Here is a 24,461-nt window from a genome sequence, read left to right as displayed (position 1 = left end):
CGATATTTTTTGACAAGTCCCGGTTTCGATCATGCCGCAGACTATGGTGCGTGGTCGAACCGCGAAGCGCTTGGGAAACTCGGATTATATAATGATTTCAGATAATTCGGCGGAAAAACTTGTCGATCGAGCCGCCGTGCTCGTGGCCGCTGCTAGGCGGGCAGGTGCCGATCACGCTGACGCAGTCGTGATGCGGGCGCGTTCTGTCAGCGTGTCGGTGAGACTTGGCAAGGTTGAGGGAACCGAATCGTCGGAGAGCGATGACTTCTCCTTGCGGGTTTTTGTAGGTCGCCGCATTGCCAGTGTTTCCGCGAATGCGAGTGCCGACCCTGACCGGCTCGCTGAGCGGGCTGTAGCCATGGCGCGTGTTGCACCGGAAGACCCTTATGAGCAACTCGCCGATCCCTCGCTGCTCGTGGTCTCGCCTCGCGATCTTGATCTCTTCGATTCAACGGAAATCGATACCGAACGTTTGACTCAGGATGCCCTTGCGACGGAAGAGGCGGCGCTTGCGGTTAAAGGCGTGTCGAATTCGGGCGGGGCTGGCGCTTCGCGCAGTCTGGGTGGCCTGGTGCTCGTCACATCAACAGGTTTTTCGGGGCACTATGCGGCTACACGATTTGGCCGGTCGGTCTCTGCCATTGCTGGCGAGGGCACGAAAATGGAGCGCGATTACGATTTCAGTTCGCGGCTGCATTTTTCCGATCTGGATACACCTAGCGAAATAGGCCGCCGCGCGGGAGAACGCGCTGTGCGGAGACTGGGTGCGCGTCAGGCAAAAACCGGTCCCGTCACAGTCGTTTATGATCCCCGGCTTGCCCGTGGTATTGCCGGGCATCTTGCCAGCGCCATCAACGGCGCTTCGGTAGCGCGCAAGACCAGTTTTCTTCGTGACAGTCTCGGCAAACAGGTTCTCAAGTCCGGTATAAATGTTACCGATAATCCGCTGCGTGTGCGCGGCTCTTCCTCGCGTCCGTTCGACGGTGAGGGGTTTGAAGGACAGCCGTTGATGATGGTCGAGGACGGCGTTCTCAATTATTGGCTGCTTTCAGGATCGAGCGCCCGTGAACTTGGACTGCAAGGCAATGGCCGGGGCGTTCGTTCCGGCTCTGGTGTTTCGCCAGCATCCACCAATTTTGCGATAGAGCCCGGTTCGCAATCGCCGGAAGAGTTAATTCGTTCCGTCGGCACAGGCTTTTACGTGACGGAAGTGTTCGGGCAGGGCGTGGACATGATTACCGGCCAGTACAGCCGTGGCGCGTCGGGCTTCTGGATCGAGAATGGGGAACTTGCCTATCCTGTAAGCGAAGTGACGATTGCTTCGAACCTCAAGGATATGTTCCTCAATATGACGCCTGCGTCCGATATTGACAGGAACTTTGGAATGGCGGCGCCGACACTCGTAATCGAAGGCATGACCCTTGCCGGAAATTGACAAGCACAACGACGTTTCTGGAGAACTGGCCCTGTTAAGAGATGCGGCCCGCGAAGCAGGCCGCATCGCGATGCGCTACTTTGGCAGGTCGCCGGAGGTTTGGCTGAAGGATGGCGTGTCGCCGGTGAGTGAAGCGGATCTTGCCGTTGACCGCTATTTGAAAGAGGTTCTTTTGAACGCGCGGCCGGATTATGGCTGGATATCGGAAGAAACTGTCGATGATCGGGCGGCGGCCAAACGCAGCCGTGCCTTTGTGGTCGATCCAATCGACGGCACGCGTGCCTATATCGCCGGACAGGATCAATGGTGTGTGAGCATTGCCGTCATCGAAAATGGTCGTCCTTTGGCGGGTGTGCTGGAATGTCCGGCGCGAGCGGAACTCATCGTGGCGGGAAAAGGTGTCGGCGCTTCGCAGAACGGCGCTGCCATTCGTGTCAGATTACCATCGCCCGATGAACAGGTGACAATAGCATCTGCGCGCAACATGGTGACGGCACTTCCGGAAAGCTGGCGAGGCCGCGCAAAGGTTCATCCCTATGTTCCGTCTCTTGCTTACCGAATTGCAATGGTGGCGCGTGGAGATATAGCTGGCACCTTCATTCGGCCCAATTCGCATGATTGGGATCTGGCAGCAGCTGATCTGATCCTCGGTGAGTCGGGCGGGGCAATCCTGACAAGCGATGCCTTGCCGATCGCATATGGTGGACCAACGCGGAGCCATGGCGCTCTCGTTGCCGCCAGCGGGAACCTTCTGCAAGAAATGTTGAGTGTTGTCGCGGGCTGACCCTTGGGTTAATCATGCCGCGAACCAAATTTGTTCAGGGATAATTGTCATGAGCGTCGAAGGCGACAAAAAGCAGCTTCTTCATCTGGTGTTTGGCGGCGAGCTGAAAAAGCTCGGTACCGTTGAATTCCGTGATCTTGAAAACCTCGATATCGTTGGCATCTACCCGGATTACGAATCGGCCAAGACCGCGTGGAAGTCCAAGGCCCAGCAAACGGTAGATAATGCCCACATGCGCTACTTCATCGTGCACCTGCATCGGTTGCTCGATCCCGAAGGTGTGACATTGAAGGCGGATTGAGCAGCGGCCCATACCGGATGCACAGTGAAAACAGCTCAGGTCAGGCAACCGGACGGAAAAAACAGGGATTCGCGAAGCGCTTATGGCGGCGCATTCGCGGACCGCTGGCGCAGTCTGCCGTGGTCAGATCTGTGCTTGTGTGGCTGATCACCGCATACTTCAAATTCGTCTATCTCACCAATTCGCGCCTGAAGGAATCTGCCGATCCGCAAGCACTCGTCGGCAAGGACGATCCATTCATCGTGACTTTCTGGCATGGGCAGCATCTTATGGGGCCGTTCATCTGTCCCCGGGGAATCGAATTGGTTGCCATGTTTTCGCGCAGCGCGGATGCGGAGCTGAATGCGCGTGTGGCGGAGAAGCTCGGATTGGTGACGGTGCGCGGGTCTGGCGGTCGCGGTTCTCGCTCAAAACCTGAAAAGGGCGGGGCACGGGCACTTCTGACGCTGAAGAATGCTCTCAAGAAAGGGCAATCGGCGTCAATGATAGCGGATATTGCTCACGGGAAGCCGCGTGAGGCAGGAGAAGGTATCATTTTGTTGGCGAAATTATCCGGCCGTCCGATAATACCGGTTGCTTATGCCTTCTCCCGGAACCATGTTTTGGAAAAGTCGTGGGATAAAACGGCGATTCCGCTGCCCTTCGGGCGTTCGATTATCGTGCGCGGCGACAATGTATGGGTCGACGCGGATGCCGATGAAACGCAACTGGAAGAAAAACGCATGGAGCTAACGCGCCAACTCAACGACGCGACCGCCAAGGCCTATGCAGCGTTGGAGAAAGCGAAATGAGCGAACGCTGGGCGCGCAATATGTTGTCTGCCTACCGCGTACTCGGCTCCGCGGCCTATCCTCTCATGGGGCCTTACATTGCCTACCGCGCTTCTCGCGGCAAGGAAGAACGCATGCGTCGTGGCGAGCGCTACGGCAAATCCATTATCGCGCGTCCCCAGGGGCCAGTCATCTGGGCTCATGCGGCGAGCGTCGGAGAAACAGTTGCAATCACACCGTTGATTGAGCGGATAGCTGCAACGGGTATTCATATCGTTCTGACAACCGGCACGGTGACGTCGGCGAAAGTTGTTGCGGAACAATTGGGTAACAAGGTTATCCACCAATATGCACCGCTGGACCTGCAGCCTGCGGTCAACAGGTTTCTCAACCACTGGAAGCCTGATCTTGCGATTGGTTGTGAATCCGAAGTCTGGCCGGCAACAGTCCTTTCACTAGGCAGCCGCCATACGCCGCAGGTTCTGGTCAACGGGCGCATGTCTGATCGCTCTTTTGCCGCCTGGCAGAAAAGACCGGCCCTGGCAGAAGCGCTCTTTGAAAATTTTGCCTATGTGGTCGCACAATCGGAACTCGACGCAGATCGCTTCCGGGCGCTGGGTGCACGGCCGGTAAGCGTTTCAGGAAATCTGAAGGTGGATACGAATCCACCACCAGCCGATCTGCAGGCGCTAGCTGCATTGCAACGCCAGATCGCCGGACGGCGGACATGGTCTGCCATTTCGACCCATGATGGTGAAGAAGCGATTGCCGCCGAAGTCCACCAGATGCTGAAAGTCCGTTATCCGCATCTTGTCACGATCATCGTGCCGCGCCATCCGGATCGCGCTCCCACCATTGAAGCCATGCTTGCTGAAAAAGGCCTGAAGGTTGCACGCAGGAGCGCCGGTGAGCCGATTGAAGCCGACACGGATATCCTTCTGGGTGACACGATCGGGGAGATGGGGCTTTATCTCCAGCTCACGGAGATTGCATTCATTGGCAACTCCCTGACCAAGGAAGGCGGGCATAATCCGCTGGAACCAGCAATGATGGGGACCGCCGTACTGACAGGGCGGAATGTCCAGAACTTCCGGGAATCCTTCCAGCGTCTCATCAAGAATGGCGGTGCGCGCATTGTGAAGGATCGCAACATGCTGGCAGGGGCGATCAACTTCCTGTTCAACAATCCCCAGCATCTGCGTGGCATGATCAATGCCGGTGTGAATACGGTGAAAGACATGCGCGGTGCGCTGGACCGGACGCTCGTAGCACTTGAGCCTTTCATCCAGCCATTGATCCTGCAGGCACAATTGCCCGGCAATCGCAATGAGGTTGCATATCAGTCGGGCGGACACTGACCATGGCGAGTGAGGCGCCGCCTTTCTGGTGGGAAAAGCCTGATTGGCGTGCGATGTCTCTGGCGCCTGCTGCCCTGCTTTACGGAGCGGTGGCCGGGCGTCGGCTTTTGAAGGCGGATCCGCCGCGAATTTCCCTGCCCGTACTTTGCATTGGCAATTTCACGGTGGGGGGAGCTGGAAAAACCCCGACCGCCATCGCCTTTGCCAATGGCGCAAAAGCGCGGGGTTTGCGCCCCGGTATCGTCTCGCGGGGATATGGTGGCGCTTACAGGGGATTGCACGTTGTCGATGCCGCACATGACAGTGCGCGCTACGTTGGGGACGAGCCGCTGCTATTAGCGCGCCATGCCCCGGTAGCTCTCTGTCCTGATCGACTGAAGGGAGCGCGACATCTGCAGACGCTCGGCTGCGATTTCATCATCATGGATGACGGTTTTCAGAGCGCGCGGCTTTTTGCCGATTTTTCGCTGCTGGTGGTGGATGCGGCACGCGGCATTGGAAATGGGAAAGTCATACCGGCAGGCCCGTTGCGGGCTCCGCTGACCGACCAGATGCGCAAGACCGATGCCTTGCTGCGCATTGGCAAGGGCGACGGCGCCGACTTCGTGATCCGTCAGGCAGCGCGAGCGGGCCGACCCATATATGAAGCGCGTCTTGAGCCCTCGTCTACAGCACCGGTCGCGGGTAATCGCTGGCTTGCATTTGCCGGTATCGGCAACCCTGAAAAATTCTATGCAAGTGTTGCTGAAGCAGGAGGTGAGATTGTGGAAACGCGCTCGTTTCCTGATCATCACAGTTTCGAAGCGGATGATATCCGCAACCTGACAGATGCTGCCCGCCGCCAAGGCCTGGGTCTGATCACCACGGCGAAGGATCAGGTGCGCCTGGCAACGATGGTTGGAGTCCCCGCCGGATTTCTGGAAAAACTTGCTGTCCTCGACGTCGACCTTAAATTTGATCGCAAGGATGCGCTCGGCCGAATTCTGGATACGGTCACAGAGCGCTTCAAAAGCCGCGTGACGAGCTAGTTTAAGCCTTCCTGCGGCTGCGCAGCTCGGGATTGACTTCCAACTCCCGTTCAAAAGAAATCAGCCCCGTTGCATAAGGCTCCTGCCGGGCTACGCTCCAATATTTCAGTTCATCGAGCGGGATGTGAGCGCCGGTCACTGCACATGCCACATAGGCACCATGCCGGACGATCTCGTAGTCACCGTCGAGATAGCGCAGAACAGCTTCGGAGGAACGGGGCGATTCAAATTTATTCATGTGTCTAAAACCTTTGTAACGGACTCTAGCAAGCGTCGCGCGTTGCGTCCAGCAGTACCGCATTTTGCTCTGTCGTAATTCTGTCAGCGCCTGCCGAAAAGCCGTTCGATGTCAGTCAGCTTCAGTTCGATATAGGTCGGACGACCGTGGTTGCAGGTGCCTGAGCCGGGAGTGGATTCCATTTCACGCAGAAGCGCATTCATTTCTTCAGGCTTCAACCGCCGTCCAGAGCGCACGGAACCATGACAGGCCATCGTCGCCGCCACATGGTTCAACATTGCTTTCAGCCCATCGGAAGTGTCGTGCTCCGCAATCTCGTCCGACAGATCGCGGATCAATTGCTGCACATTCATTTCTCCGAGCATGGCTGGCGTTTCACGCACGACGATAGCGCCCGGCCCGAATTGCTCGATCCCGAGGCCGAAGCGAGCAAGCGTTTCCGCGTGTGTTGCCAGCCGTTCGGCGTCCTCCTCCGGAAGGTCGACGATTTCAGGAATAAGCAACATCTGTCCCGGTATCGGGCGGGAATGCAATGCGTTTTTCAAGGCTTCGTAAACAAGGCGTTCGTGTGCAGCGTGCTGGTCCACGATGACGAGACTGTCTTCCGTCTGTGACACGATGTAGTTGGCGTGGATTTGTGCGCGGGCTGCTCCCAGTGGTTTCTGCTGTAGTTCCGCTGGCGCTTCGTGAACTGTTGCACGGGCATCCGCCGCGAGCACATTGACGGCTGCAAGCGTCGCCTGCTCGCTCTCCTGAAAAGATGGCGAGGTTGCGAAATCGAGTGGCCTATGGGCTGGATGCGCAGTCTGCGGAGACCATTCCGTCCGCGGGGCGGGAGGTGCAGGACGCCAGCCGCCGGAGGCGTAACCTGTAGAGGAAGAACGCGAGGCAAAGGAGGACGGCGAGGGCTGCAACCCTTCGGCGCGGAAGGCTTGCAGCATGGCATCGGCGCCGCTCGTCGCGGGCCTTATGCCCGATTGCGCCAGTGCCTGCTTGATCGCGCCGACGATCAGCCCGCGCACAAGACCCGGATCCCGGAAACGCACGTCGGCCTTGGCAGGATGCACGTTGACGTCGACCAGCGCGGGATCCAGCGTCAGGAACAATACGGCAACCGGATGGCGATCCCGCGCCATCACGTCTGCATAGGCTCCGCGCAATGCACCGAAAAGCTGCTTGTCACGCACCGGGCGACCGTTCACATAGGCGAACTGATGCAAGGCATTGCCGCGATTATGAGAGGGAATGCCGACGAAACCCGCCAGCCGCACACCGTCGCGCTCGGCATCTATGGCCAGCGCATTTTCGCCGAACTCTTTTCCCAATACCTGATTGATGCGCTCAAGCGTTGCTTCGGCGCCGCTGCCCGTTGCCGCAAGCTCCAGCGGCGTCCTGTCGCTGCCTGCAAGGGAAAAGCGGATATGCGGAAAGGCAATCGCGATGCGTTTGATGACATCGGTTATGGCGGAAGCTTCCGCGCGGTCAGTCTTCATGAATTTGAGGCGGGCCGGCGTCGCATAAAAAAGGTCACGCACCTCCGCTATCGTTCCGCGATTGAGCGCTGAGGGGCGGGGCCCGTCCAGATGCCCGCCGGAAACAGAAACTTCGAAGCCGGAGTCGGCGTCTTGCGGACGGGATTTGAGCACCAGCTTGGCCACCGAGCCGATTGATGGAAGGGCCTCGCCACGAAATCCCAGAGCACGGATGTCGTGCACATCGTCTGAAAGCTTGGAGGTGCAGTGGCGGGAAACTGCCAAGGGAAGTTCGTCAACGGGAATGCCGGACCCATTGTCCGTTACCCGCAACAAGGTCTTGCCGCCGCCCCCCGTTACGACCTCGATGCGGGTCGCTCCGGCGTCGATGGCGTTTTCGACAAGTTCCTTGATGACGCTGGCGGGGCGCTCGATGACTTCACCCGCCGCGATCTGGTTGATGATGGTTTCGCTTAAGTGTCGAATGGGCATGGGCGGACTATAAAAGGATTCGCTTCCGTAAAGAACACGCTTCTATCGCCCGCCAAGACTCGCCTATGCGCATTGGGAGGAATTGCCAAAATCCGCCTGCCAGCGTCATCCCGATAGTCAGCTTATTCTTTTGCGTAATCCTTGTGTGCGGGCAGGTTCAAATCCTTGAGGCTATCCGCATTGATAACTGCACGGGCCACGGCTTCTGCCATCACGGTTGCTGCAATCGCGCCTATTGCCGTTACGTCGGCCTCCACCCCCTTCGCCTTGCCTGTGGAAAGAGCGAAGATCGTGTCACCGTCCCACATCGTATGGATCGGGTTGATCGTGCGCGCAAAGCCGTCATGCGCCATGCCGGCGATCTTCTTAAGCTGCGCTTTGTCGAACGGGACATTGGTCGCTATCGCGCCGATCGTTGTGTTCGCGCCACCCGATTTAACCACGCCGTAACCCTGCATGATGGCTGACATCGTATCACGGAATCCCTTGCCGTCCTCGGTACGCGCGCCGGCCAGTATCCGGCGTGAGTTAGGGGCATAGACGTCACCGACAGCATTGACGGCAACAATGGCGCCGACCACGATTTCGGTGCCAGGGACCTTGTAACTCGCCGTGCCAAGCCCGCCCTTCATGGCATAGTCCATGCCGAACATCTTGCCGACAGTTGCTCCTGCACCCGCGCCGATATTGCCTTCGCCCGATGGTTCCGCCTTGGCTGCCTTGCAGGCAAGATAGCCGTCTTCCTCTCCGGGGCGGACAGAAAAATCGCCAACACCAAGGTCCATCAGGATTGCCGCCGGTACAATCGGAACAACGCCCTTGCCAATCTTGAAACCGAGATTGTTCTCTTCGAGATATCGCATCACCCCGGTGGCGGCCGCCAGACCATAGGCGCTGCCGCCGGATAGTAGGATAGCCTGAACCTGCTGCACATAATTGATCGGATCGAGCAGATCGGTTTCCCGCGTACCGGGTGCGGAACCGCGCACATCAACCCCGGCAGAAGCGCCTTCCTCGCAAAGCAGAACCGTGCATCCGGTCGGGCGCTTTGTCAGCGTATGATGACCCAGCTTAATTCCGGGCACATCCGTAATACTTCCACCCATGAGTTCCAGCACGCTTTCTCCTCCCTTGTTGGCAGCGGACGCTACATTGACGACAAGGGGCATTGCTCCAAGTCCTGCAAGCGACATGGCAAATCTTCTGCGATCCATGAACAGTTTTCTCCTCCATTTTCACTCTGTGGTGAGTGCATATTCTTTAGCGTGCCGAGCGTCGCGGACATCGTTCTTATGGTTGCTATGCGATGTTTCACATAGTTTTGGGCCGCGGATAAAGGCGAATTCGCTGGCGGAATTTTTCACTTTGCCTGCAAATCTGTCACTCCCGGATTGCGATGAGCGAAGATTTATCACCCAAATCCTTATCGGTAACTGAAACTTGTCTGCAAAAGGCTTCCCATTTGGTCATAACCGTGTTACCAGCCGGTGCCAATTCAACCTAGCAAATCAGACTCGTCGCTGCTCCCGGACCTATTCCGGAGAGGCGGCTTTTCTCATTCGATAAAACCGGCAAAGGAATTGGCAATGGCTAAAATCGTGGAATCGCCCACTGGCGCGCTCGCTCTCACATTCGACGATGTGCTGCTTCAGCCGGGCCATTCCGAAGTAATGCCGGGGCAGGTCGATCTGCGCACGCGCATCGCCAAGGACATCGAGCTTAATCTTCCTCTTCTTTCGGCGGCCATGGACACCGTAACGGAGTCCCGTCTGGCCATCGCAATGGCACAGGCCGGGGGCATCGGGGTCATCCACCGCAATCTGACGCCGGAGCGTCAGGCGGAGGAAGTCCGCCAGGTGAAGAAATTCGAGTCCGGCATGGTTGTGAACCCGGTTACCATCGGACCGGACGCCACTCTGGCCGATGCGCAGGCATTGATGAAGGCGCACGGAATTTCCGGCATTCCGGTTGTCGAGAATGCAGCCAAGGGGCCCGGACGTCTTGTTGGCATCCTGACCAATCGCGATGTGCGTTTTGCTTCCGATCCGAAGCAGAAAATCCACGAACTGATGACCCGCGAAAACCTGATTACGGTCCGTGAGAATGTCAATCAGGACGAAGCAAAGCGCCTCCTGCACGCACATCGCATTGAAAAGCTTCTTGTCGTCGACGATCAGGGACGTTGCGTCGGTCTGGTGACGGTCAAGGATATCGAAAAGTCGCAGCTCAATCCCAACGCCGCGAAGGATGCGCAAGGTCGCCTGCGCGCCGCTGCTGCAACAAGCGTCGGTGAAGACGGATACGAACGCGCCGAGCGCCTGATCGAAGCGGGTGTTGATCTTCTGGTCGTCGACACGGCACATGGCCATTCACAGCGCGTTCTGGATGCTGTGGCGCGCATCAAGAAAGCCTATCCCAATGTCGCAATTCTTGCAGGCAATGTGGCAACCACTGCCGGTACCAAGGCGCTGATCGATGCCGGAGCGGATGCGGTCAAGGTTGGTATCGGGCCGGGCTCCATCTGCACCACTCGCATCGTTGCGGGCGTCGGCGTTCCGCAGCTTTCAGCCATAATGTCAGCGGTCGAGGCGGCGCAGAAGCAAAATATCCCGGTGATCGCAGACGGTGGCATCAAGTTCTCCGGTGATTTTGCCAAGGCTCTGGCCGCCGGAGCAGTCGCCGCGATGGCAGGCTCGCTGCTGGCCGGTACCGAGGAAAGCCCCGGGGAAGTCTATCTGCATCAGGGCCGCTCGTTTAAAGCCTATCGCGGCATGGGCTCGGTCGGAGCCATGGCGCGTGGTTCGGCTGATCGTTATTTCCAGGCGGAAGTGCGCGATGAGCTGAAACTCGTACCGGAAGGTATCGAAGGACAGGTTGCCTACAAGGGTCCGATTTCCGCGGTTCTTCACCAGCTTGCTGGTGGACTGCGCGCTTCCATGGGTTATGTGGGGGCGAAGACGCTGGAAGAATTCCGCGAAAAGGCAACCTTTGTGCGCATTTCCAATGCCGGTTTGAGGGAAAGCCATTCGCATGGTGTTGCGATTACCCGGGAGAGCCCGAACTATCCTGGCGGTATGTAATATCATTTCGCATAGGTAAAAGGAAAAGGCGGCTCGGTTGCGCCGCCTTTTTCATTTTTCAGTTCGTCACTGTCTTCAGCTTCTTGATCTCGGCTCTGATTTCGTCAAACGGCCCAACTTTATGCGTTTGAACGGGCAGGTCGTCGGCATAAGGGCCGTAGCTAGCGTCTACCGGCTTTTCCAACCGGTTCGGGAAGTCTTTATCCAGGTCCGCTTTCGCCGGACGCGGCTTGGACTGGAAGAAAGCAGCGATGTCCCAGGCGTCTTCCGGCTCCAGCTGTGGTTCCTCCAGCGATACGCCGTTCGGCATGTTGGCGTGAATGAAATTCGCGGCTGAGATCAGCCTGTTCATGCCTGCGCCATCGTTGAAGCTATCCGGGCCCCAAAGCGGTGGAAATTCATAGCCCTTTGCATCGCCCACGACGCCAACACGCTTGCCCTGGCCATCCGCTCCATGACAGGCGGCGCAAGTTTCGGCGTAGAGTTTCTCGCCATGTACCGGATCCGCCGCGCGCTTCAATTCAGGCATTTTTCCGGAGCCGCGCCCCTTCGTGTTTTCACCGACAATCGTGCCAGCGGATACATATTTGATGTATGCGACCATCGCCTTCATCTCGGCAGAGTCGATAGGGAGCGCTTTGCCGTTCAGGCTTCGGGTCATGCAGCCATTGACGCGATCCTCAATCGTGCCCACTTGCCCTTCACGGGAACGATATTGTGGGAAGTCCCCGTAGACGCCAACCAGTGGCAATCCATACTTCTTGGTTCCTGCTTCCAGATGGCAGCTCTGGCAGGAAAGATTGTTGCCTGCAAAACGTTTGGTTTCATCGGCTACTTCCGGGCCTATATGCGCATAAGTCGCAATAATCAGATCACGGCCTTCGCGCACAACGCGTCCCCACGCGTCATCAGGCAATGTATCTGGATCCGGTATGTTCCAGGCTGCTTCTTCAGTCTCTGCGGCTTTTACGGGCGCGCTTTGCGTGTTTGCAGCAGTCGCCGCTTTCTGCGGCGCAGTCGCCGTACTCTTGGCGACACTATTGCTGGTACGTGGCGGTGCAGACGATCGCGAACTGCCGCTCGTCGCCGCGAAATATCCCAGGCTAAGGCAAAAGACCACGCCATAGGCCGTCAAATCAGACCACCTCATCATCCCCTCCAGGCAATACGTTTCAGAATCAAAACGTTTGGTGGCTAGGCTTCGAAGCTTAATGCAGCCTTAAGAGTGCAAAGGTCTTACGAGCCGAGGGTGATGAGATCGTCCGGGTTCACTTTCAATTTTTGTGCGCTTTCGACGATACAGTCGGCGAGGGCGTTGAAATCCTCTCGACGCATGCTCTGCCGCCGCCAGAAGAGGGCAATCTCCCGCTTCGGCTGTTCGCCGTCAAACGGGACAATACGCATATGATTGCTGCGTGCTTCGGCGCGCACCGCGATTTCTGGGATGAGTGTAAGGCCCATGCCATGGCTCACCATTTGCAAAAGGGTGGTCATGCTGGTGGCGCCATATTTTACCAGCTGGCGCTGCGACGGTAGCGAGCAAACGGCAAGCGCCTGATCCCGCATGCAATGTCCTTCCTCCAACAGGAGCAGACGATCGAGAGCGACATTGTCCTGTGTCATCGGCGAAGCGAGAACAGTTTGATCGTTGGTGGAGGTCGCGATCAGAAAGCGATCATCGAAGAGCTTCCTTTGGGTAAGTCGCTCGTCGTCAATTGGAAGAGCGGCAACAATCGCATCGATATCGCCTGCATGCAGTTCATCCAGTAGTCTGGCAGTCACGCTTTCTCGTAATTGAAGGCGGAACGACGGATGTCGTTCGCGCAGAAGCGGAATCAGAACCGGGACCAAATAGGGGGCCACTGTGGGAATTATGCCCAGCCGCAACCGTGTCTGCAGAAGCCCCCGGCTCTGCGCTGCTATTTCCTCAAGGGAGTGGAGCTCGCGCAAAACCGTCTGAATGCCCGGATAAAGTTGCTTGCCGAGCTCTGTCATTATCACTTGCCGCTGCGAGCGTTCGAAGAGCGGCGCACCTGCAAGCGCTTCCATTTCCGCTATCTGAGCCGAAAGGGCCGGTTGCGACACGTGGGCCAGTTCGGCCGCCTTGCGAAAATGCAGTGTGGTGGCGAGCGCATCGAAATAGCGCATCTGACGTACTGTAAACATGATAGGAAAAACTTATCGGAAATAATCGGAAAAGCAATTGGAGATTATGATTGGAGTAGGTCTAATCTACGCCCGTTCACTAGCCCCGGTGTGACGCGGACAAGCCGTGTCATGCTTCTCGGACGCTGGTCGTATTCCAATATTGGCTTTTCAGGAGGGAATTCCCATGGCAGATCGCCCGATAATGACGACGAGCGCAGGTGCTCCGATACCGGACAACCAGAATTCCCTGAGCGCAGGCGAGCGCGGCCCGCTTTTGATGCAGGATTACCAGCTCATTGAAAAACTGAGCCATCAAAATCGCGAACGTATCCCGGAACGTGCGGTCCATGCCAAGGGTTGGGGTGCTTATGGTACACTGACCATCACCGGCGACATTTCAAAATATACCAAGGCCAAGGCTCTCCAACCGGGTGCTCAGACGCCGATGCTGGCGCGTTTTTCCACCGTTGCCGGCGAACTTGGAGCCGCCGACGCTGAGCGCGACGTGCGCGGCTTTGCCCTGAAGTTCTACACCGAGGAAGGCAACTGGGATCTCGTCGGCAACAACACGCCTGTGTTTTTCGTGCGCGATCCGGTCAAGTTCCCGGATTTCATTCATACCCAGAAGCGTCATCCCAAGACGAACCTGCGTTCAGCGACAGCCATGTGGGACTTCTGGTCGCTCTCACCGGAAAGCCTGCATCAGGTAACGATCCTGATGTCGGATCGCGGCTTGCCTACGGACGTCCGTCACATCAACGGATACGGCTCTCACACCTATTCGTTCTGGAACGATGCCGGTGAGCGCTATTGGGTCAAGTTCCATTTCAAGACCATGCAGGGCCACAGGCACTGGACTAATGCGGAAGCCGAGACCGTGATTGGCCGCACGCGTGAATCTACACAGGAAGACCTCTTCACTTCCATTGATAAGGGCGATTATCCGAAGTGGAAGGTTCAGGTGCAGATCATGCCGGAACTCGATGCCGACAAAACGCCTTACAACCCGTTCGACCTCACCAAGGTCTGGCCGCATGCCGACTATCCGCCGATCGACATCGGCATCATGGAGTTGAACCGCAATCCGGAAAACTATTTCACCGAGATTGAGAACGCAGCGTTCTCGCCGTCGAATATCGTGCCGGGCATTGGCTACTCGCCTGACAAGATGCTTCAGGCTCGTATCTTCTCCTATGCGGATGCTCATCGCCACCGGCTGGGCACGCATTACGAAAGCATTCCGGTCAACCAGCCGAAATGCCGCGTCCATCATTATCACCGCGACGGTCAGATGAATGTCTATGGCGGCATCAAGACCGGCAATCCGGACGCTTATTACGAGCCGAATTCCTTCAACGGGCCGGTCGAGCAGCCAGCTGCCAAGGAGCCGCCGCTGCGTATTTCCGGCGATGCCGCCCGTTACGACCACCGTGTCGGCAATGACGACTATTCGCAGCCACGTGCTCTGTTCAATCTGTTCGATGACGGTCAGAAGCAGCGCCTGTTCTCCAACATTGCTGCGGCAATGGCGGGAGTGCCAGGGTTCATCGTTGAGCGCCAGCTTGGTCACTTCAAGCTGGTCCATCCCGATTATGAAGCCGGGGTGCGCAAAGCGCTTAAGGATGCTCATGGCTATGAAGCCAACACGATTGCCTTGAGCGAAGAGGCAACAGCGGCAGAATAAGCTGGCATTGTAAGCTTGAAAAAGCCGGAGCTCGCCGCTTCGGCTTTTTTTGTTTTGATTTGCCGATTGCCTTTTCCCTGCAAGGAAGGCTATGCCCGAGCAGGCATTCGAGAAGGAGACACAATGCGGCTTGGCGGACGCCTGCAGGCAGCTATCGAGGTATTGGATCAGATCGAAGCGGGCACGCGCCCGGCTTCTGATGTGCTGAAGGATTGGGGCGCTACCCATCGTTTCGCAGGCGCAGGCGATCGCGCTGTGATCGGCAATATCGTCTATGACGCACTGCGCCGCAAACTGTCCATTGCGTGGCGAATGGATGCTGATGACGCGCGCGCGCTCGCATTCGGCGCTTTGCTGGCCGATGGTGGCATGGATATCGCGGGCATCGATACGGTCCTCGACGGCGACAAGTTCGCGCCTGAAACGCTGGAACAGCCGCGCCGTATTGCCTGGGAAAGCCGGGATATTGCCGAAGCGCCCTCGCACGTTCAAGCAGACATACCGGAATGGTGTGCCTCTTCGCTTGAGGAGCTTTTTGGTGCGCGCTGGATGGACGAGGGCAGGGCACTGGCAACGCGGCCACCCGTCGATCTGCGCGTAAACAGTTTGAAGGCCAAGCCTGAGCAAACGCTTGCGGCCTTGGAAAAAGCCGGCGCTGCGCCGGCGCCGTTCCTTGCACAAGCCTTGCGCATACCGCCGATCGAAGCGCTTGGTCGCCATCCGAATGTACAGGGTGAGCAGGCTTTTCTCGATGGCTGGTTCGAGGTGCAGGACCTCGGATCACAGCTTGCCGCGCTTTTTGCCGGTGCGAAACCCGGTCAGCAGGTACTGGATTACTGTGCCGGGGCCGGGGGCAAGACTTTGGCTCTGGCGGCTGCGATGCAAAACAGCGGTCAAATTCACGCCTACGATGCCGAACGTGCGCGGCTTTCACCCATGCATGAACGACTGCAGCGTGCAGGGGTTCGCAATACACAGGTGCATGGAAATCTCGACGCGCTCGACCCGCTCACGGGGCAGATGGATCTGGTGCTGACCGATGCGCCCTGCACCGGTTCCGGCACATGGCGCCGCCGTCCCGATGCAAAATGGCGGCTGAACGAGCAGCAGCTTGAGCGGCGCGTTCAGGATCAGAGGGAAGTGCTGGAATCGGCCAAGCACTATGTGAAGCAGGGTGGGCGGCTTGCTTATGTCACCTGCTCGCTCTTTGCTGAAGAAAATACCCGGCAAGTGGCGCGGTTTCTTCGCGATAATGCTGATTTTACGGAAGTCGCCCCGCAGCCCTTGTGGGACGCAGTTGTTGCAGATGCCGGTGACATCAAGCCGGTATTCCCCGAGTACGGCGCGGTATTTTCGCCATTGTCTACTGACACTGACGGTTTTTATGTGAGCATTCTGCAAAGGTCGAACTAGAGCATTCCCGGCAAAAGTGCGAAGCGGTTTGCGCCGGACAATGTGTAAAAGCAAACGGATGGAACGGGGGAACCGAGCCGATGTCAGCACACCGTGTAGCCGAACCGGATTTCAAGGAACGCGTGGAGGAAAGTTTCGGGCGGCAGGCTGCGATGAAGCTGATTGGTGCTGAGCTGGCACGGTGTGAGCCCGGTATTGTCGAAATCGAGATGCCGTTCCGGGAAGAACTGACGCAACAGCACGGCATTCTCCACGCAGGCGTGATTTCGGCTGCGCTCGATTCCGCCTGTGGCTACGCGGCACTTACGCTGATGCCGTCCGATGCGGCGGTGCTGACCATCGAATTCAAGGTTAATCTGCTTGCTCCGGGCAAGGGCGAACGCTTTCTGTTCCGTGGCGAGGTGACCAAACCCGGTCGGACGATCATGGTCAGCGATGGCCAGGCATTTGCGGTCACCGACACGGAAGTGCGTCTCATCGCGACGATGACCGGGACGATGATGGTGGTGCAGGATAGAAAAGGCTTGCAGGGATGATAAAGACCGTCGCCGGAAAGCGCCTGCTCTACGTTATGGCAGCAGATGCCGAATATGGACGGCACCTGGCGAAGCTCTTCACGCCGGTCATGATCGGGGTAGGGCCAGTCGAAGCGGCGGCCAATCTCGCATATGCTCTCGGCAGCTTGATTCACGCAGGCAAAAAACCCGACCTCGTGGTCTCGCTGGGTTCGGCCGGATCAGCCAAATTAGCCCAGGCGGAAGTATTTCAGGTATCTTCCGTATCTTATCGCGATATGGATGCTTCGCCGCTTGGATTTGAAAAGGGAGCGACGCCCTTTCTTGACCTCCCCACGGTGGTTGAACTTCCGATTTATGTGCCCGAAATCCCTGCTGCATCGCTTTCAACCGGCGCAAACATTGTTTCCGGCGATATTTATTCGGCAATTGATGCAGATATGGTCGATATGGAGACTTACGCCTGCCTGCGAGCCTGCCAACTTGCAGGTGTCCCTCTTTTCGGGCTTAGAGGTATCTCCGATGGCACAAGCGAGTTGCAGCATGTCGGCGACTGGACGCAGTATCTGCATGTTATAGATGAAAAACTAGCCGACGCGGTCGAGCGACTGGAAGCTGCAATCGCGGATGGCCTCATCTCCTCCTGACAATGGTGTGTCAGTATGGGCCCTTTTTTCGCAACACACTTGTTGAGCATCTCGTCCATACCCCATATAGGCATTGCATCCCGGCCACTTTTTAAATAGATGCTGCACATGAGTATTACGGCACATCCCGACACAATCCTTATCATCGACTTTGGCAGCCAGGTCACGCAGCTGATTGCGCGTCGCGTGCGCGAGGCCAATGTCTATTGTGAAATCGTTCCTTTCCAGTCTGCTGAAGAGGCATTCAAACGGCTGAAGCCGAAAGGCGTCATCCTTTCAGGAAGCCCGCATTCGACGACCGACATCGGCTCGCCACGTGCGCCGCAGGCGGTTTTCGAGGCAGGTATTCCGGTTCTTGGCATCTGCTACGGCGAACAGACGATCTGCGCCCAACTGGGCGGCAAGGTGGAAAGTGGTCATGACCGCGAATTTGGTCGGGCTTTCCTGGATGTGCAGGAAGACAGCCCGCTTTTCGAAGGCATCTGGGCCAAGGGTACCCGTCACCAGGTTTGGATGAGCCACGGCGATCGGGTAACATCGCTGCCGGATGGTTTCACAATCATCGGTACGTCGCCGAACGCACCTTTTGCAGCCATCGCCGACGAAAAGCGCAAATATTACGGCGTGCAGTTCCATCCGGAAGTTGTGCATACGCCGGATGGCGCCAAGCTGTTGCAGAATTTCGTTCATCGTATCGTCGGTGTGAAGCCGGGCTGGACGATGGGCGCATACCGCGAACAGGCTGTCGAAGCGATCTGTAAGCAGGTCGGCAGCGGAAAGGTCATCTGCGCGCTTTCCGGTGGCGTGGATTCCTCTGTTGCAGCCCTTCTGGCCCACGAAGCCATTGGCGACCAGCTCACCTGCATTCTCGTCGACCACGGCCTGATGCGTAAGAACGAGGCGCAGCAGGTCGTTGAGATGTTCCGCGAACATTACAATCTGCCGCTGATCCTCGTGGATGCTTCCGACCGTTTCATCGGTGAACTGGAAGGCGAAACCGATCCGGAAAAGAAGCGCAAGACGATTGGACGCCTCTTCATCGAAGTATTCGAAGAAGAAGCCAAGAAGCTCGGCGGCGCAGATTTCCTGGTGCAGGGCACACTTTATCCGGACGTTATCGAAAGCGTTTCCTTTACCGGCGGACCTTCGGTCACGATCAAGTCGCACCACAATGTCGGCGGTTTGCCCGAGCGCATGAAGATGCAGTTGGTTGAGCCGCTGCGCGAACTGTTCAAGGATGAAGTGCGCCTGCTCGGCAAGGAACTGGGCCTGCCGGACAGCTTTATCGGTCGTCACCCGTTCCCTGGGCCGGGTCTTGCGATCCGCTGCCCCGGCGGCATCACGCGCGAAAAGCTGGAAATTCTGCGTGAAGCGGATGCGATCTATCTGGACGAAATCCGCAAGGCTGGCCTCTACGATGCCATCTGGCAGGCTTTCGCGGTTCTGCTGCCGGTTCAGACTGTCGGCGTGATGGGCGATGGCCGTACCTATGAATTCGTCTGCGCGCTGCGCGCTGTGACTTCCGTAGACGGCATGACCGCTGATTTCTATCACTACGACATGAACTTCCTTGGCAATGCGGCAACCCGCATAATCAACGAAGTGCGGGGCATCAACCGCGTCGTCTACGACGTGACGTCAAAGCCGCCGGGTACGATTGAGTGGGAATGATTCAGGCCCATCCGAACGCTGCCGATTTTGCGCTGAAATACGATATAACTAACTGAAAACAAAAATAAATTCCTTCTGTGCCTATCGACATCTATCGGTGGGCATAGATCGCGTTTGGCGGCCTCGCTGACGGGCCTCGCCCCCATTGATCAACCGGAAAAACGAAAGTACCGTCAGGAGCAATGAGGCTCATGACGGTACTTTTTCTGATATAAGACGCTGAATTATAAGCGCTTTCTACGCCGTTGGCCTCCAAAAACTGCGTGACGGTACTTTTCCGCAAGGAGGCCCTAAATGTTGACCGATGCAGCACTCAAGTGCTTGAAACCAAAAGACAAAATGTACAAGGTATCTGATCGTGACGGCATGTATGTGCGCGTTGCACCGTCGGGCACCATCTCGTTCAGGCTCGACTATCGGCTGAACGGCAGGCGGGAGACCCTCTACCTCGGTAGGTATACCCGTGACGGGATATCGCTCGCCAGGGCTCGCGAGTTATGCATCGACGCGCGGCGTGCGATCGCCGAAGGGCGGTCTCCCGCCATCGAGAAGCAGCGGGAGAAGCGCCGGATCAAGGAAGCAAAGAGCTTCGGCCAGTTCGGCGAGAAATGGCTGACCAATGCAACCATGGCCGACAGTACGCGCGCGATGCGCCGCTCCATCTTCGAGCGCGAACTGATGCCCGTCTGGCGCAATCGTCTTCTGACGGAGATCACACCTGATGACCTGCGTGCCCACTGCGGCAAGATCGTCGAACGAGGTGCGCCTGCAACGGCTATCCATGTGCGGGATATCCTGAAGCAGATCTACAGCTATGCCATTCTGCACGGCGAGAAGGTCGCCAATCCGGCCGATGACGTCGGTCCGGCTTCAATCGCCACCTTTACGCCGAAAGACCGCGCATTGTCGCCCGCCGAGATCCGCATCATGTTCAAACAACTCGAGCATGTCGCGACGCTGCCAACGATCCGCCTCGGTATGAAGCTCTTCCTCCTGACCATGGTCCGAAAGAGCGAGCTGCAGGACGCGGTGTGGGACGAGATCGATTTCGACAACGCTGTCTGGACGATACCAAAGGAACGCATGAAGCGGTCGAAGCCGCACAATGTCTACCTGTGCCGACAAACGTTGGACATCATGATTGCGCTCAAGACCTGCTCCGGCAACTCCCGATATCTTTTGCCGTCCCGGTACGACGCTGATGCTCCCATGTCTCGCGCGACCTTTAACCGTATCACCTACGCTGTCGTCGCACAGGCCAAGAAGGAGGGGTTGCCGCTGGAGCCGTTCACCGTGCACGATCTGCGGCGCACCGGGTCGACGCTGCTAAACGAATTGGGCTTTAACAGCGATTGGATCGAAAAGTGCCTGGCGCACGAGGACGGGCGCACATCGCGCGGCGTTTATAACAAGGCCGAGTATGAAGTGCAGCGCCGGCATATGATGCAGCAGTGGGCAGATACTGTGGATGCCTGGATCGATGGCCGGAAGTATGCTCCCACGCTTTTGCCGCAAGCTATGCCCTTGATGGAGCTTGATCCTGCCCTTTGACGGGGCGGATTTTACGCTTGTTGACATCGGGGTGTTGGGCGCGCCGGATCGGCGCAGCCCGCCTTGCCATCAGCCAAGCCTCGACCTCGGCCAAGTCCCAAACGACGCAACGCGGAGAGAGCGCAAACCGGCAGGGAAACTCGCCACGTTGCTCCATTTCATAAATGGTGCTGTCAGCCAGAGGGACCATTTCACGTAGCTGCTGGCGCCGAATCGTTCGACGAAAATTTCGGGGACCGTGGCAGCTGTCTGCAGGCGACAACAATAAGTCCTTCATCATCGCCTGATCCCGGCATTCGTGTGGACAGCTTTCACCCAGTGCGGGCTCAGCATTGAATCGCGGGACACTGCACGAGCCCGTAGCGGCCACGTCGATATTCCATTTGAGCATATCGGGGAGCGAAAAACCAAGGCACCCCAGCTTCGATCTGTCCGCCGTTGACTGCGCAACGTGTAACGCTCACCCACTTCACCCTACACGTTGGTTTTCACCGTATTCTGTTCGTGAAGCGCCGGCAATGTCGGTGTCAGGCGCCAGTAGGTCATGCCTCCTTGCGAACGCGATAAAAAGACCGCGCGCGGTCTCAGCGTCCACTTCGCCCCGCAGTGCGGCACGGCATGCATTCAGGGCGACAGAATGGCCCTTATCTCTGGATTGGGCAGGCCATTCCAGCAGATATCTGTAAGCGTCGATTACCGAGCCTATTTCCGCGGGGTAGCCGAGTCCCACAAAGATGGGTACCGGTTTTTTGAAGCAGTCTGTTTTCATTTCGGTCTCCCTTTTAATCCAAGCTTGCGGTATGCAAGCGCACCATCTGACCTCCAACCATTTCAATAGATTTCACGTCATCGTCAGCATGCCGAGATCCATTTTCGGGTAAGGCACTTCTAATATATTGAACCTAGTCAACGTAACTATGAGCAGTTGAGCGTTCAGCGTTCAGGATTGCCGGAAATGTCCGCGCAATGTGAAACATCAGTCAGTCCGTGGGTTGGGGACTTTCTTCTCTTCTGCCGCATCAAGGGATAGGGAGAACGGGCCCGGCGGTCCGGACCCGTTCAGTAAACTCACGCCGTCGACCACGGACGATTATGGCCGAACCAGACACTGCTGGCGGCCACGATCACGACGACAATCCCGGCTATCAGATGTGCGCCTGTGGCGGCAGTCACGGCTGAGAAGCCGAGTGCCCAGGGGGAAACCAGCGCCCAAATGCCAAGTACGAGGTTGAGCCACTCTTCCACCTCATGGAAAGCGTAGAGTGCAGAGGCGGCGACAAGGGCGACGGCCGCGCCGACCACCCATGCGTTCCCGGCGGCATAGGTCTCTGCGGTGAAGCCGAGCAGCCAGGGTGAGATCAGAAGGCCAAGACCGGCAACGATATTGACGATATCGAAAGCCGTCCGGTAATTCGAATTCAGGGACTTTAGCATCGTTCATTTCTCCTCATCGGTTGGTTGCATCATCAATGGACCGCCTCGGTCGGCGAGGCGGCGGATGCGGCGGCAGCCTCCGAACCGCCGTCGCCGCAAAGATTGGACGTCGTTGACGGGGCCGGCAGGAGACGCGCTTCGGCCCTTTGGGGGAGCAGGAACGGCGCCAGTTCGTCCTCCTTGCACGCTCCTGCTGCGATCTCCTGCAATGCGAGATCGCTCGCATTCCGGTGTGGCAAAGCAAGTCTCGGTTCGGCGCCACGGTTAAGCGCACGAGTTCGCGCTGCTGCAGCAAGCACCAGCATGAACCGGTTAGGAATAGCCTTCTCACAATCAAAGATGACATATGGATCCATGGCTCACCTCATGCGGCGTTGCGATCGTTCATTGTATGAACTGGCCCGCTTTCGACGCCTCGCTCCAGCGCGAGCATCGCCTGCTCAACCTCGTAAAGGCGCGACGGCCGGTCGTTCTCCGGCATGCCTTCGTTGGTCGCCTGATCCGCCAGATATTCCGTCCAGGCCCAGTTCATCAGGATGGAACGCTTTGCGTCGAGCGATAGCGCCGGATCGCGAACGACGTCCATCGGGGCGAACCAGCTGGCCGGGCCGGACGCATCGTCGCGGTCTGCCGCGCCATCCATGGCCTGCCCGTACCTTTCCTGAAGTCGAGCAAGACCCAGCCGCTCCAAGGTCGCATCAGCAAAGGCATGGGATGGCCTAACCGATTGGCGACCACTCCTCTTCTTGGCCGATGCAACAGCCTTGTCTGCCGGCCGTTGCACGACGTAGGTCAGCCCTTCTCGCTTGGCATAGCGGATGGCGGATTGCAGTGTGGGGAATTCGAGTTCCACCTGCGCAAGTGTGTCACTGCCGCCAGTATAGCCCATCAAGGGTTCGACAAACGGCGCGGAGCGACGCTCGAAAACGAGCCGCCAGCCCTTTGTTCGCGCATTCCCTGAGGTGGTCACAGAACGCGACGGCTTGAAGATGCGCGCAACCGCGTCGTCCGGAAATGGCGAGCGTCCGAAGGAAAAGTTGCGCCGGTTGTCATTTAAGGCGCAGACAGCGGCAGTAGGGGTTTCTATTTCTGGTTTTGTGTCTCTTGCAGTCTCCATTCTTCATCCCTCCCGGTTGGCGAAGGATACTGGCGGCCGCCAGTAGGCCGGCCGCCAGGGTTAGTTGAACCGATCAGCTCTTGATGGCGATGCGCTTGACCTGCGACTGCGCCTTCTCGGTCTTGGGCAGGATCACGGTCAGGACACCATTCTTGAAGTGCGCGTCGACCTTGTCTTCCGCGATCTCAACGCCGAGCGGGATGCGGCGCTCGAAGCGGCCATAGTATCGCTCGGAGAACTGACGATCCTTGTCCTCGTTCTCGGAGCGCTTCTCGCCCTTCAGCGTCAGCACGCCGTCGTTGAGCAGGACTTCGATGTCCTTTTCGTCGAGGCCTGGCACTTCGGCCGTCACCTTGATCTCCTTGTCGGTGTCGGAGATCTCAACGCTCGGCCAGCCGGTACTGAAGGCAGAACCGCTACCGAAGGTGGGCAGGCCCGAGCCGAAGCCGCGGAAAACATCATCGAACAGTCGGTTCACTTCGCGATGAAGCGACAGGAAGGGATCGCGGTCGTCATCGCGCAGGACAGTCGGAACCTGGTTGCCATTATTGCGGCCCCAGGGGATCAGATCACGAACACTCATGGTTTTTCTCCTTCTCATCTGTTGATTGGACAAGATCCGCCCGTGACGCCGAGCCATGGCCCGGCGCCCTGATTGCAGACAACGTCGTTTGAAAAATCAGGCGGCCTGCTTGTCCGCTTCGATCTGCTTCGTCTCGACCTTCGGCAGAACCATGTCGGTCGAAATCGCGATCTGGCGAGGTTTCATCTCTTCGGGGATTTCCCGCTTGAGATCGACGGTCAGCAGACCATTGACGAGCCCTGCGCCCACGACCTTGACGTGATCGGCAAGCTCGAACCGGCGCTGGAACGAACGACCGGCGATCCCGCGATGCAGATACTGCTGATCGTCGTCATTCGCCTTCTGCCCGGCGACGAAGAGCATGTTCTGCTCCTGGGTAATCGTCAGCTCGTCCTGCGTGAAGCCGGCCACTGCCATGGCAATGCGGTAGTCGTCCTCACCAGTCTTGATAATGTCGTAGGGCGGCCAGTTGTCGATCGATTCGACACGGCTTGCAGCTTCAAGTGCGTTCAACATTCGGTCGAAGCCGATGCTTGACCGGAAAAGGGGAGAAAAATCGAGGTTTGTCCTCATAACCATATCCTCCTTACAAGCAACATGGATACAAGGAGACGCCAAGAGCACAGGGCGCCTCCTGGACTAGTCGATCCCCGATTGGGCGATCGAACAATAATCATTTAATTCAGTACGTTGCGGCTTCAAGAGGTTTTCGATAGCGGCATAAAAAAATTTTTGTCCCG

The 24,461-nt window shown here is 57.6% G+C and carries 25 protein-coding genes; 13 read left to right on the top strand and 12 right to left on the bottom strand.

The features are described 5' to 3' along the window. Window positions 1–91: 91 nt before the first annotated feature. The 6 genes from ABWW28_RS01575 to lpxK are packed head-to-tail and all read left to right on the top strand — an operon-like array spanning window position 92 to window position 5,676. Window positions 92–1,435, top strand: a complete 1,344-nt coding sequence (locus tag ABWW28_RS01575; RefSeq protein WP_006472752.1) for a TldD/PmbA family protein — start codon at window positions 92–94, stop codon at window positions 1,433–1,435. Next, window positions 1,422–2,219 carry a 3'(2'),5'-bisphosphate nucleotidase CysQ gene (locus tag ABWW28_RS01570; RefSeq protein WP_006468511.1) on the top strand — a complete coding sequence of 266 codons (798 nt, stop codon included), beginning with the start codon at window positions 1,422–1,424 and terminating at the stop codon, window positions 2,217–2,219. The genes ABWW28_RS01575 and ABWW28_RS01570 overlap by 14 nt, the downstream gene beginning before the upstream one ends. A gap of 49 nt (window positions 2,220–2,268) precedes the next feature. After that, on the top strand, window positions 2,269–2,520 hold the full coding sequence (locus tag ABWW28_RS01565) for a DUF4170 domain-containing protein (RefSeq protein WP_006472753.1): 252 nt from the start codon (window positions 2,269–2,271) through the stop codon (window positions 2,518–2,520). Between the two features lie 17 nt (window positions 2,521–2,537). Further along, window positions 2,538–3,311: a lysophospholipid acyltransferase family protein gene (locus tag ABWW28_RS01560; protein WP_006472754.1), complete on the top strand. Its 774-nt coding sequence runs from the start codon at window positions 2,538–2,540 to the stop codon at window positions 3,309–3,311. Next, window positions 3,308–4,648, top strand: a complete 1,341-nt coding sequence (gene waaA / locus ABWW28_RS01555; RefSeq protein ID WP_006468514.1) for a lipid IV(A) 3-deoxy-D-manno-octulosonic acid transferase — start codon at window positions 3,308–3,310, stop codon at window positions 4,646–4,648. The genes ABWW28_RS01560 and waaA overlap by 4 nt, the downstream gene beginning before the upstream one ends. A gap of 2 nt (window positions 4,649–4,650) precedes the next feature. Beyond that, the gene (lpxK, locus tag ABWW28_RS01550) at window positions 4,651–5,676 is read left to right on the top strand and encodes a tetraacyldisaccharide 4'-kinase (protein WP_006468515.1); all 1,026 of its coding nucleotides are present in this window, start codon (window positions 4,651–4,653) and stop codon (window positions 5,674–5,676) included. 1 nt (window position 5,677) lies between these two features. Here lpxK and ABWW28_RS01545 read toward each other — a convergent pair whose 3' ends face one another. The 3 genes from ABWW28_RS01545 to ABWW28_RS01535 form a co-directional block, all read right to left on the bottom strand. Beyond that, complete coding sequence (locus tag ABWW28_RS01545; RefSeq protein ID WP_006472755.1) at window positions 5,678–5,914, bottom strand: DUF2093 domain-containing protein; 237 nt, start codon at window positions 5,912–5,914, stop codon at window positions 5,678–5,680. A gap of 83 nt (window positions 5,915–5,997) precedes the next feature. Beyond that, window positions 5,998–7,878, bottom strand: coding sequence for a DNA mismatch repair endonuclease MutL (gene mutL / locus ABWW28_RS01540; protein ID WP_006468517.1), 1,881 nt, complete (start codon window positions 7,876–7,878; stop codon window positions 5,998–6,000). 122 nt (window positions 7,879–8,000) lie between these two features. Continuing rightward, window positions 8,001–9,092, bottom strand: coding sequence for a P1 family peptidase (locus tag ABWW28_RS01535; protein WP_006468518.1), 1,092 nt, complete (start codon window positions 9,090–9,092; stop codon window positions 8,001–8,003). 372 nt (window positions 9,093–9,464) lie between these two features. Here ABWW28_RS01535 and guaB point away from each other — a divergent pair, with 372 nt between their 5' ends. Continuing rightward, entirely contained in the window at window positions 9,465–10,958 is a 1,494-nt protein-coding gene (gene guaB, locus ABWW28_RS01530) for an IMP dehydrogenase (protein WP_006472756.1), read from the top strand. A gap of 58 nt (window positions 10,959–11,016) precedes the next feature. Here guaB and ABWW28_RS01525 read toward each other — a convergent pair whose 3' ends face one another. Both ABWW28_RS01525 and ABWW28_RS01520 read right to left on the bottom strand, forming a co-directional pair. Then, the gene (locus ABWW28_RS01525; protein ID WP_006472757.1) at window positions 11,017–12,108 is read right to left on the bottom strand and encodes a c-type cytochrome; all 1,092 of its coding nucleotides are present in this window, start codon (window positions 12,106–12,108) and stop codon (window positions 11,017–11,019) included. Between the two features lie 86 nt (window positions 12,109–12,194). Then, window positions 12,195–13,124: a hydrogen peroxide-inducible genes activator gene (locus ABWW28_RS01520; RefSeq protein WP_006468522.1), complete on the bottom strand. Its 930-nt coding sequence runs from the start codon at window positions 13,122–13,124 to the stop codon at window positions 12,195–12,197. A 166-nt stretch (window positions 13,125–13,290) separates the two neighbouring features. On the opposite strand from ABWW28_RS01520, the gene katA reads away from it, so the two are divergent. From katA to ABWW28_RS01490, 6 genes are all read left to right on the top strand, one after another. Then, window positions 13,291–14,790, top strand: a complete 1,500-nt coding sequence (katA, locus tag ABWW28_RS01515) for a catalase KatA (RefSeq protein ID WP_006472759.1) — start codon at window positions 13,291–13,293, stop codon at window positions 14,788–14,790. A gap of 123 nt (window positions 14,791–14,913) precedes the next feature. After that, window positions 14,914–16,203 carry an RsmB/NOP family class I SAM-dependent RNA methyltransferase gene (locus tag ABWW28_RS01510; RefSeq protein WP_006472760.1) on the top strand — a complete coding sequence of 430 codons (1,290 nt, stop codon included), beginning with the start codon at window positions 14,914–14,916 and terminating at the stop codon, window positions 16,201–16,203. 80 nt (window positions 16,204–16,283) lie between these two features. Further along, window positions 16,284–16,739, top strand: a complete 456-nt coding sequence (locus ABWW28_RS01505) for a PaaI family thioesterase (protein WP_006468525.1) — start codon at window positions 16,284–16,286, stop codon at window positions 16,737–16,739. Then, window positions 16,736–17,365, top strand: coding sequence for a 5'-methylthioadenosine/S-adenosylhomocysteine nucleosidase (locus ABWW28_RS01500; RefSeq protein ID WP_006468526.1), 630 nt, complete (start codon window positions 16,736–16,738; stop codon window positions 17,363–17,365). The genes ABWW28_RS01505 and ABWW28_RS01500 overlap by 4 nt, the downstream gene beginning before the upstream one ends. A 108-nt stretch (window positions 17,366–17,473) precedes the next feature. Then, entirely contained in the window at window positions 17,474–19,036 is a 1,563-nt protein-coding gene (gene guaA, locus ABWW28_RS01495) for a glutamine-hydrolyzing GMP synthase (RefSeq protein WP_176587962.1), read from the top strand. 294 nt (window positions 19,037–19,330) lie between these two features. Next, window positions 19,331–20,587, top strand: a complete 1,257-nt coding sequence (locus tag ABWW28_RS01490) for a tyrosine-type recombinase/integrase (protein ID WP_353390073.1) — start codon at window positions 19,331–19,333, stop codon at window positions 20,585–20,587. Here the strand turns inward: ABWW28_RS01490 and ABWW28_RS01485 are convergent. From ABWW28_RS01485 to ABWW28_RS01455, 7 genes are all read right to left on the bottom strand, one after another. Then, window positions 20,553–20,864 carry a helix-turn-helix transcriptional regulator gene (locus ABWW28_RS01485; RefSeq protein WP_353390309.1) on the bottom strand — a complete coding sequence of 104 codons (312 nt, stop codon included), beginning with the start codon at window positions 20,862–20,864 and terminating at the stop codon, window positions 20,553–20,555. The two genes, ABWW28_RS01490 and ABWW28_RS01485, sit on opposite strands and share 35 nt — an antisense overlap. A gap of 192 nt (window positions 20,865–21,056) precedes the next feature. After that, window positions 21,057–21,356, bottom strand: a complete 300-nt coding sequence (locus ABWW28_RS01480; RefSeq protein ID WP_353390071.1) for a DUF982 domain-containing protein — start codon at window positions 21,354–21,356, stop codon at window positions 21,057–21,059. Window positions 21,357–21,655: 299 nt separating this feature from the next. Further along, on the bottom strand, window positions 21,656–22,021 hold the full coding sequence (locus tag ABWW28_RS01475) for an SPW repeat protein (RefSeq protein ID WP_353390068.1): 366 nt from the start codon (window positions 22,019–22,021) through the stop codon (window positions 21,656–21,658). A 32-nt stretch (window positions 22,022–22,053) separates the two neighbouring features. After that, entirely contained in the window at window positions 22,054–22,377 is a 324-nt protein-coding gene (rpoZ, locus tag ABWW28_RS01470; protein ID WP_353390066.1) for a DNA-directed RNA polymerase subunit omega, read from the bottom strand. An 8-nt stretch (window positions 22,378–22,385) separates the two neighbouring features. Next, entirely contained in the window at window positions 22,386–23,138 is a 753-nt protein-coding gene (locus tag ABWW28_RS01465) for an NADH dehydrogenase ubiquinone Fe-S protein 4 (RefSeq protein WP_353390063.1), read from the bottom strand. Window positions 23,139–23,211: 73 nt separating this feature from the next. Then, window positions 23,212–23,721, bottom strand: coding sequence for an Hsp20/alpha crystallin family protein (locus tag ABWW28_RS01460; protein WP_353390061.1), 510 nt, complete (start codon window positions 23,719–23,721; stop codon window positions 23,212–23,214). A gap of 96 nt (window positions 23,722–23,817) precedes the next feature. Next, window positions 23,818–24,294, bottom strand: a complete 477-nt coding sequence (locus tag ABWW28_RS01455; RefSeq protein WP_353390058.1) for an Hsp20 family protein — start codon at window positions 24,292–24,294, stop codon at window positions 23,818–23,820. Between the last annotated feature and the right edge of the window lie 167 nt (window positions 24,295–24,461).

Origin of the sequence: Brucella sp. NBRC 14130 (genome assembly GCF_040371715.1) — a bacterium.
GTDB classification, from domain to species: domain Bacteria; phylum Pseudomonadota; class Alphaproteobacteria; order Rhizobiales; family Rhizobiaceae; genus Brucella; species Brucella intermedia.
The sequence above is the reverse complement of the archived record's forward strand: the minus strand, read 5'-3'. Positions and strand labels throughout refer to the sequence as shown.

Coding starts and splice junctions, on each gene's coding strand:
- ABWW28_RS01485 (WP_353390309.1), bottom strand. CDS start 20,864: ATGAAGGACTTATTGTTGTCGCCTGCAGACAGCTGCCACGGTCCCCGA.
- guaB (WP_006472756.1), top strand. CDS start 9,465: ATGGCTAAAATCGTGGAATCGCCCACTGGCGCGCTCGCTCTCACATTC.
- mutL (WP_006468517.1), bottom strand. CDS start 7,878: ATGCCCATTCGACACTTAAGCGAAACCATCATCAACCAGATCGCGGCG.
- lpxK (WP_006468515.1), top strand. CDS start 4,651: ATGGCGAGTGAGGCGCCGCCTTTCTGGTGGGAAAAGCCTGATTGGCGT.
- rpoZ (WP_353390066.1), bottom strand. CDS start 22,377: ATGGATCCATATGTCATCTTTGATTGTGAGAAGGCTATTCCTAACCGG.
- ABWW28_RS01525 (WP_006472757.1), bottom strand. CDS start 12,108: ATGAGGTGGTCTGATTTGACGGCCTATGGCGTGGTCTTTTGCCTTAGC.
- ABWW28_RS01565 (WP_006472753.1), top strand. CDS start 2,269: ATGAGCGTCGAAGGCGACAAAAAGCAGCTTCTTCATCTGGTGTTTGGC.
- ABWW28_RS01500 (WP_006468526.1), top strand. CDS start 16,736: ATGATAAAGACCGTCGCCGGAAAGCGCCTGCTCTACGTTATGGCAGCA.
- ABWW28_RS01545 (WP_006472755.1), bottom strand. CDS start 5,914: ATGAATAAATTTGAATCGCCCCGTTCCTCCGAAGCTGTTCTGCGCTAT.
- ABWW28_RS01465 (WP_353390063.1), bottom strand. CDS start 23,138: ATGGAGACTGCAAGAGACACAAAACCAGAAATAGAAACCCCTACTGCC.
- ABWW28_RS01535 (WP_006468518.1), bottom strand. CDS start 9,092: ATGGATCGCAGAAGATTTGCCATGTCGCTTGCAGGACTTGGAGCAATG.
- ABWW28_RS01475 (WP_353390068.1), bottom strand. CDS start 22,021: ATGCTAAAGTCCCTGAATTCGAATTACCGGACGGCTTTCGATATCGTC.
- ABWW28_RS01460 (WP_353390061.1), bottom strand. CDS start 23,721: ATGAGTGTTCGTGATCTGATCCCCTGGGGCCGCAATAATGGCAACCAG.
- ABWW28_RS01510 (WP_006472760.1), top strand. CDS start 14,914: ATGCGGCTTGGCGGACGCCTGCAGGCAGCTATCGAGGTATTGGATCAG.
- ABWW28_RS01520 (WP_006468522.1), bottom strand. CDS start 13,124: ATGTTTACAGTACGTCAGATGCGCTATTTCGATGCGCTCGCCACCACA.
- guaA (WP_176587962.1), top strand. CDS start 17,474: ATGAGTATTACGGCACATCCCGACACAATCCTTATCATCGACTTTGGC.
- ABWW28_RS01455 (WP_353390058.1), bottom strand. CDS start 24,294: ATGAGGACAAACCTCGATTTTTCTCCCCTTTTCCGGTCAAGCATCGGC.
- ABWW28_RS01480 (WP_353390071.1), bottom strand. CDS start 21,356: ATGAAAACAGACTGCTTCAAAAAACCGGTACCCATCTTTGTGGGACTC.
- ABWW28_RS01505 (WP_006468525.1), top strand. CDS start 16,284: ATGTCAGCACACCGTGTAGCCGAACCGGATTTCAAGGAACGCGTGGAG.
- ABWW28_RS01575 (WP_006472752.1), top strand. CDS start 92: ATGATTTCAGATAATTCGGCGGAAAAACTTGTCGATCGAGCCGCCGTG.
- ABWW28_RS01490 (WP_353390073.1), top strand. CDS start 19,331: ATGTTGACCGATGCAGCACTCAAGTGCTTGAAACCAAAAGACAAAATG.
- katA (WP_006472759.1), top strand. CDS start 13,291: ATGGCAGATCGCCCGATAATGACGACGAGCGCAGGTGCTCCGATACCG.
- waaA (WP_006468514.1), top strand. CDS start 3,308: ATGAGCGAACGCTGGGCGCGCAATATGTTGTCTGCCTACCGCGTACTC.
- ABWW28_RS01560 (WP_006472754.1), top strand. CDS start 2,538: ATGCACAGTGAAAACAGCTCAGGTCAGGCAACCGGACGGAAAAAACAG.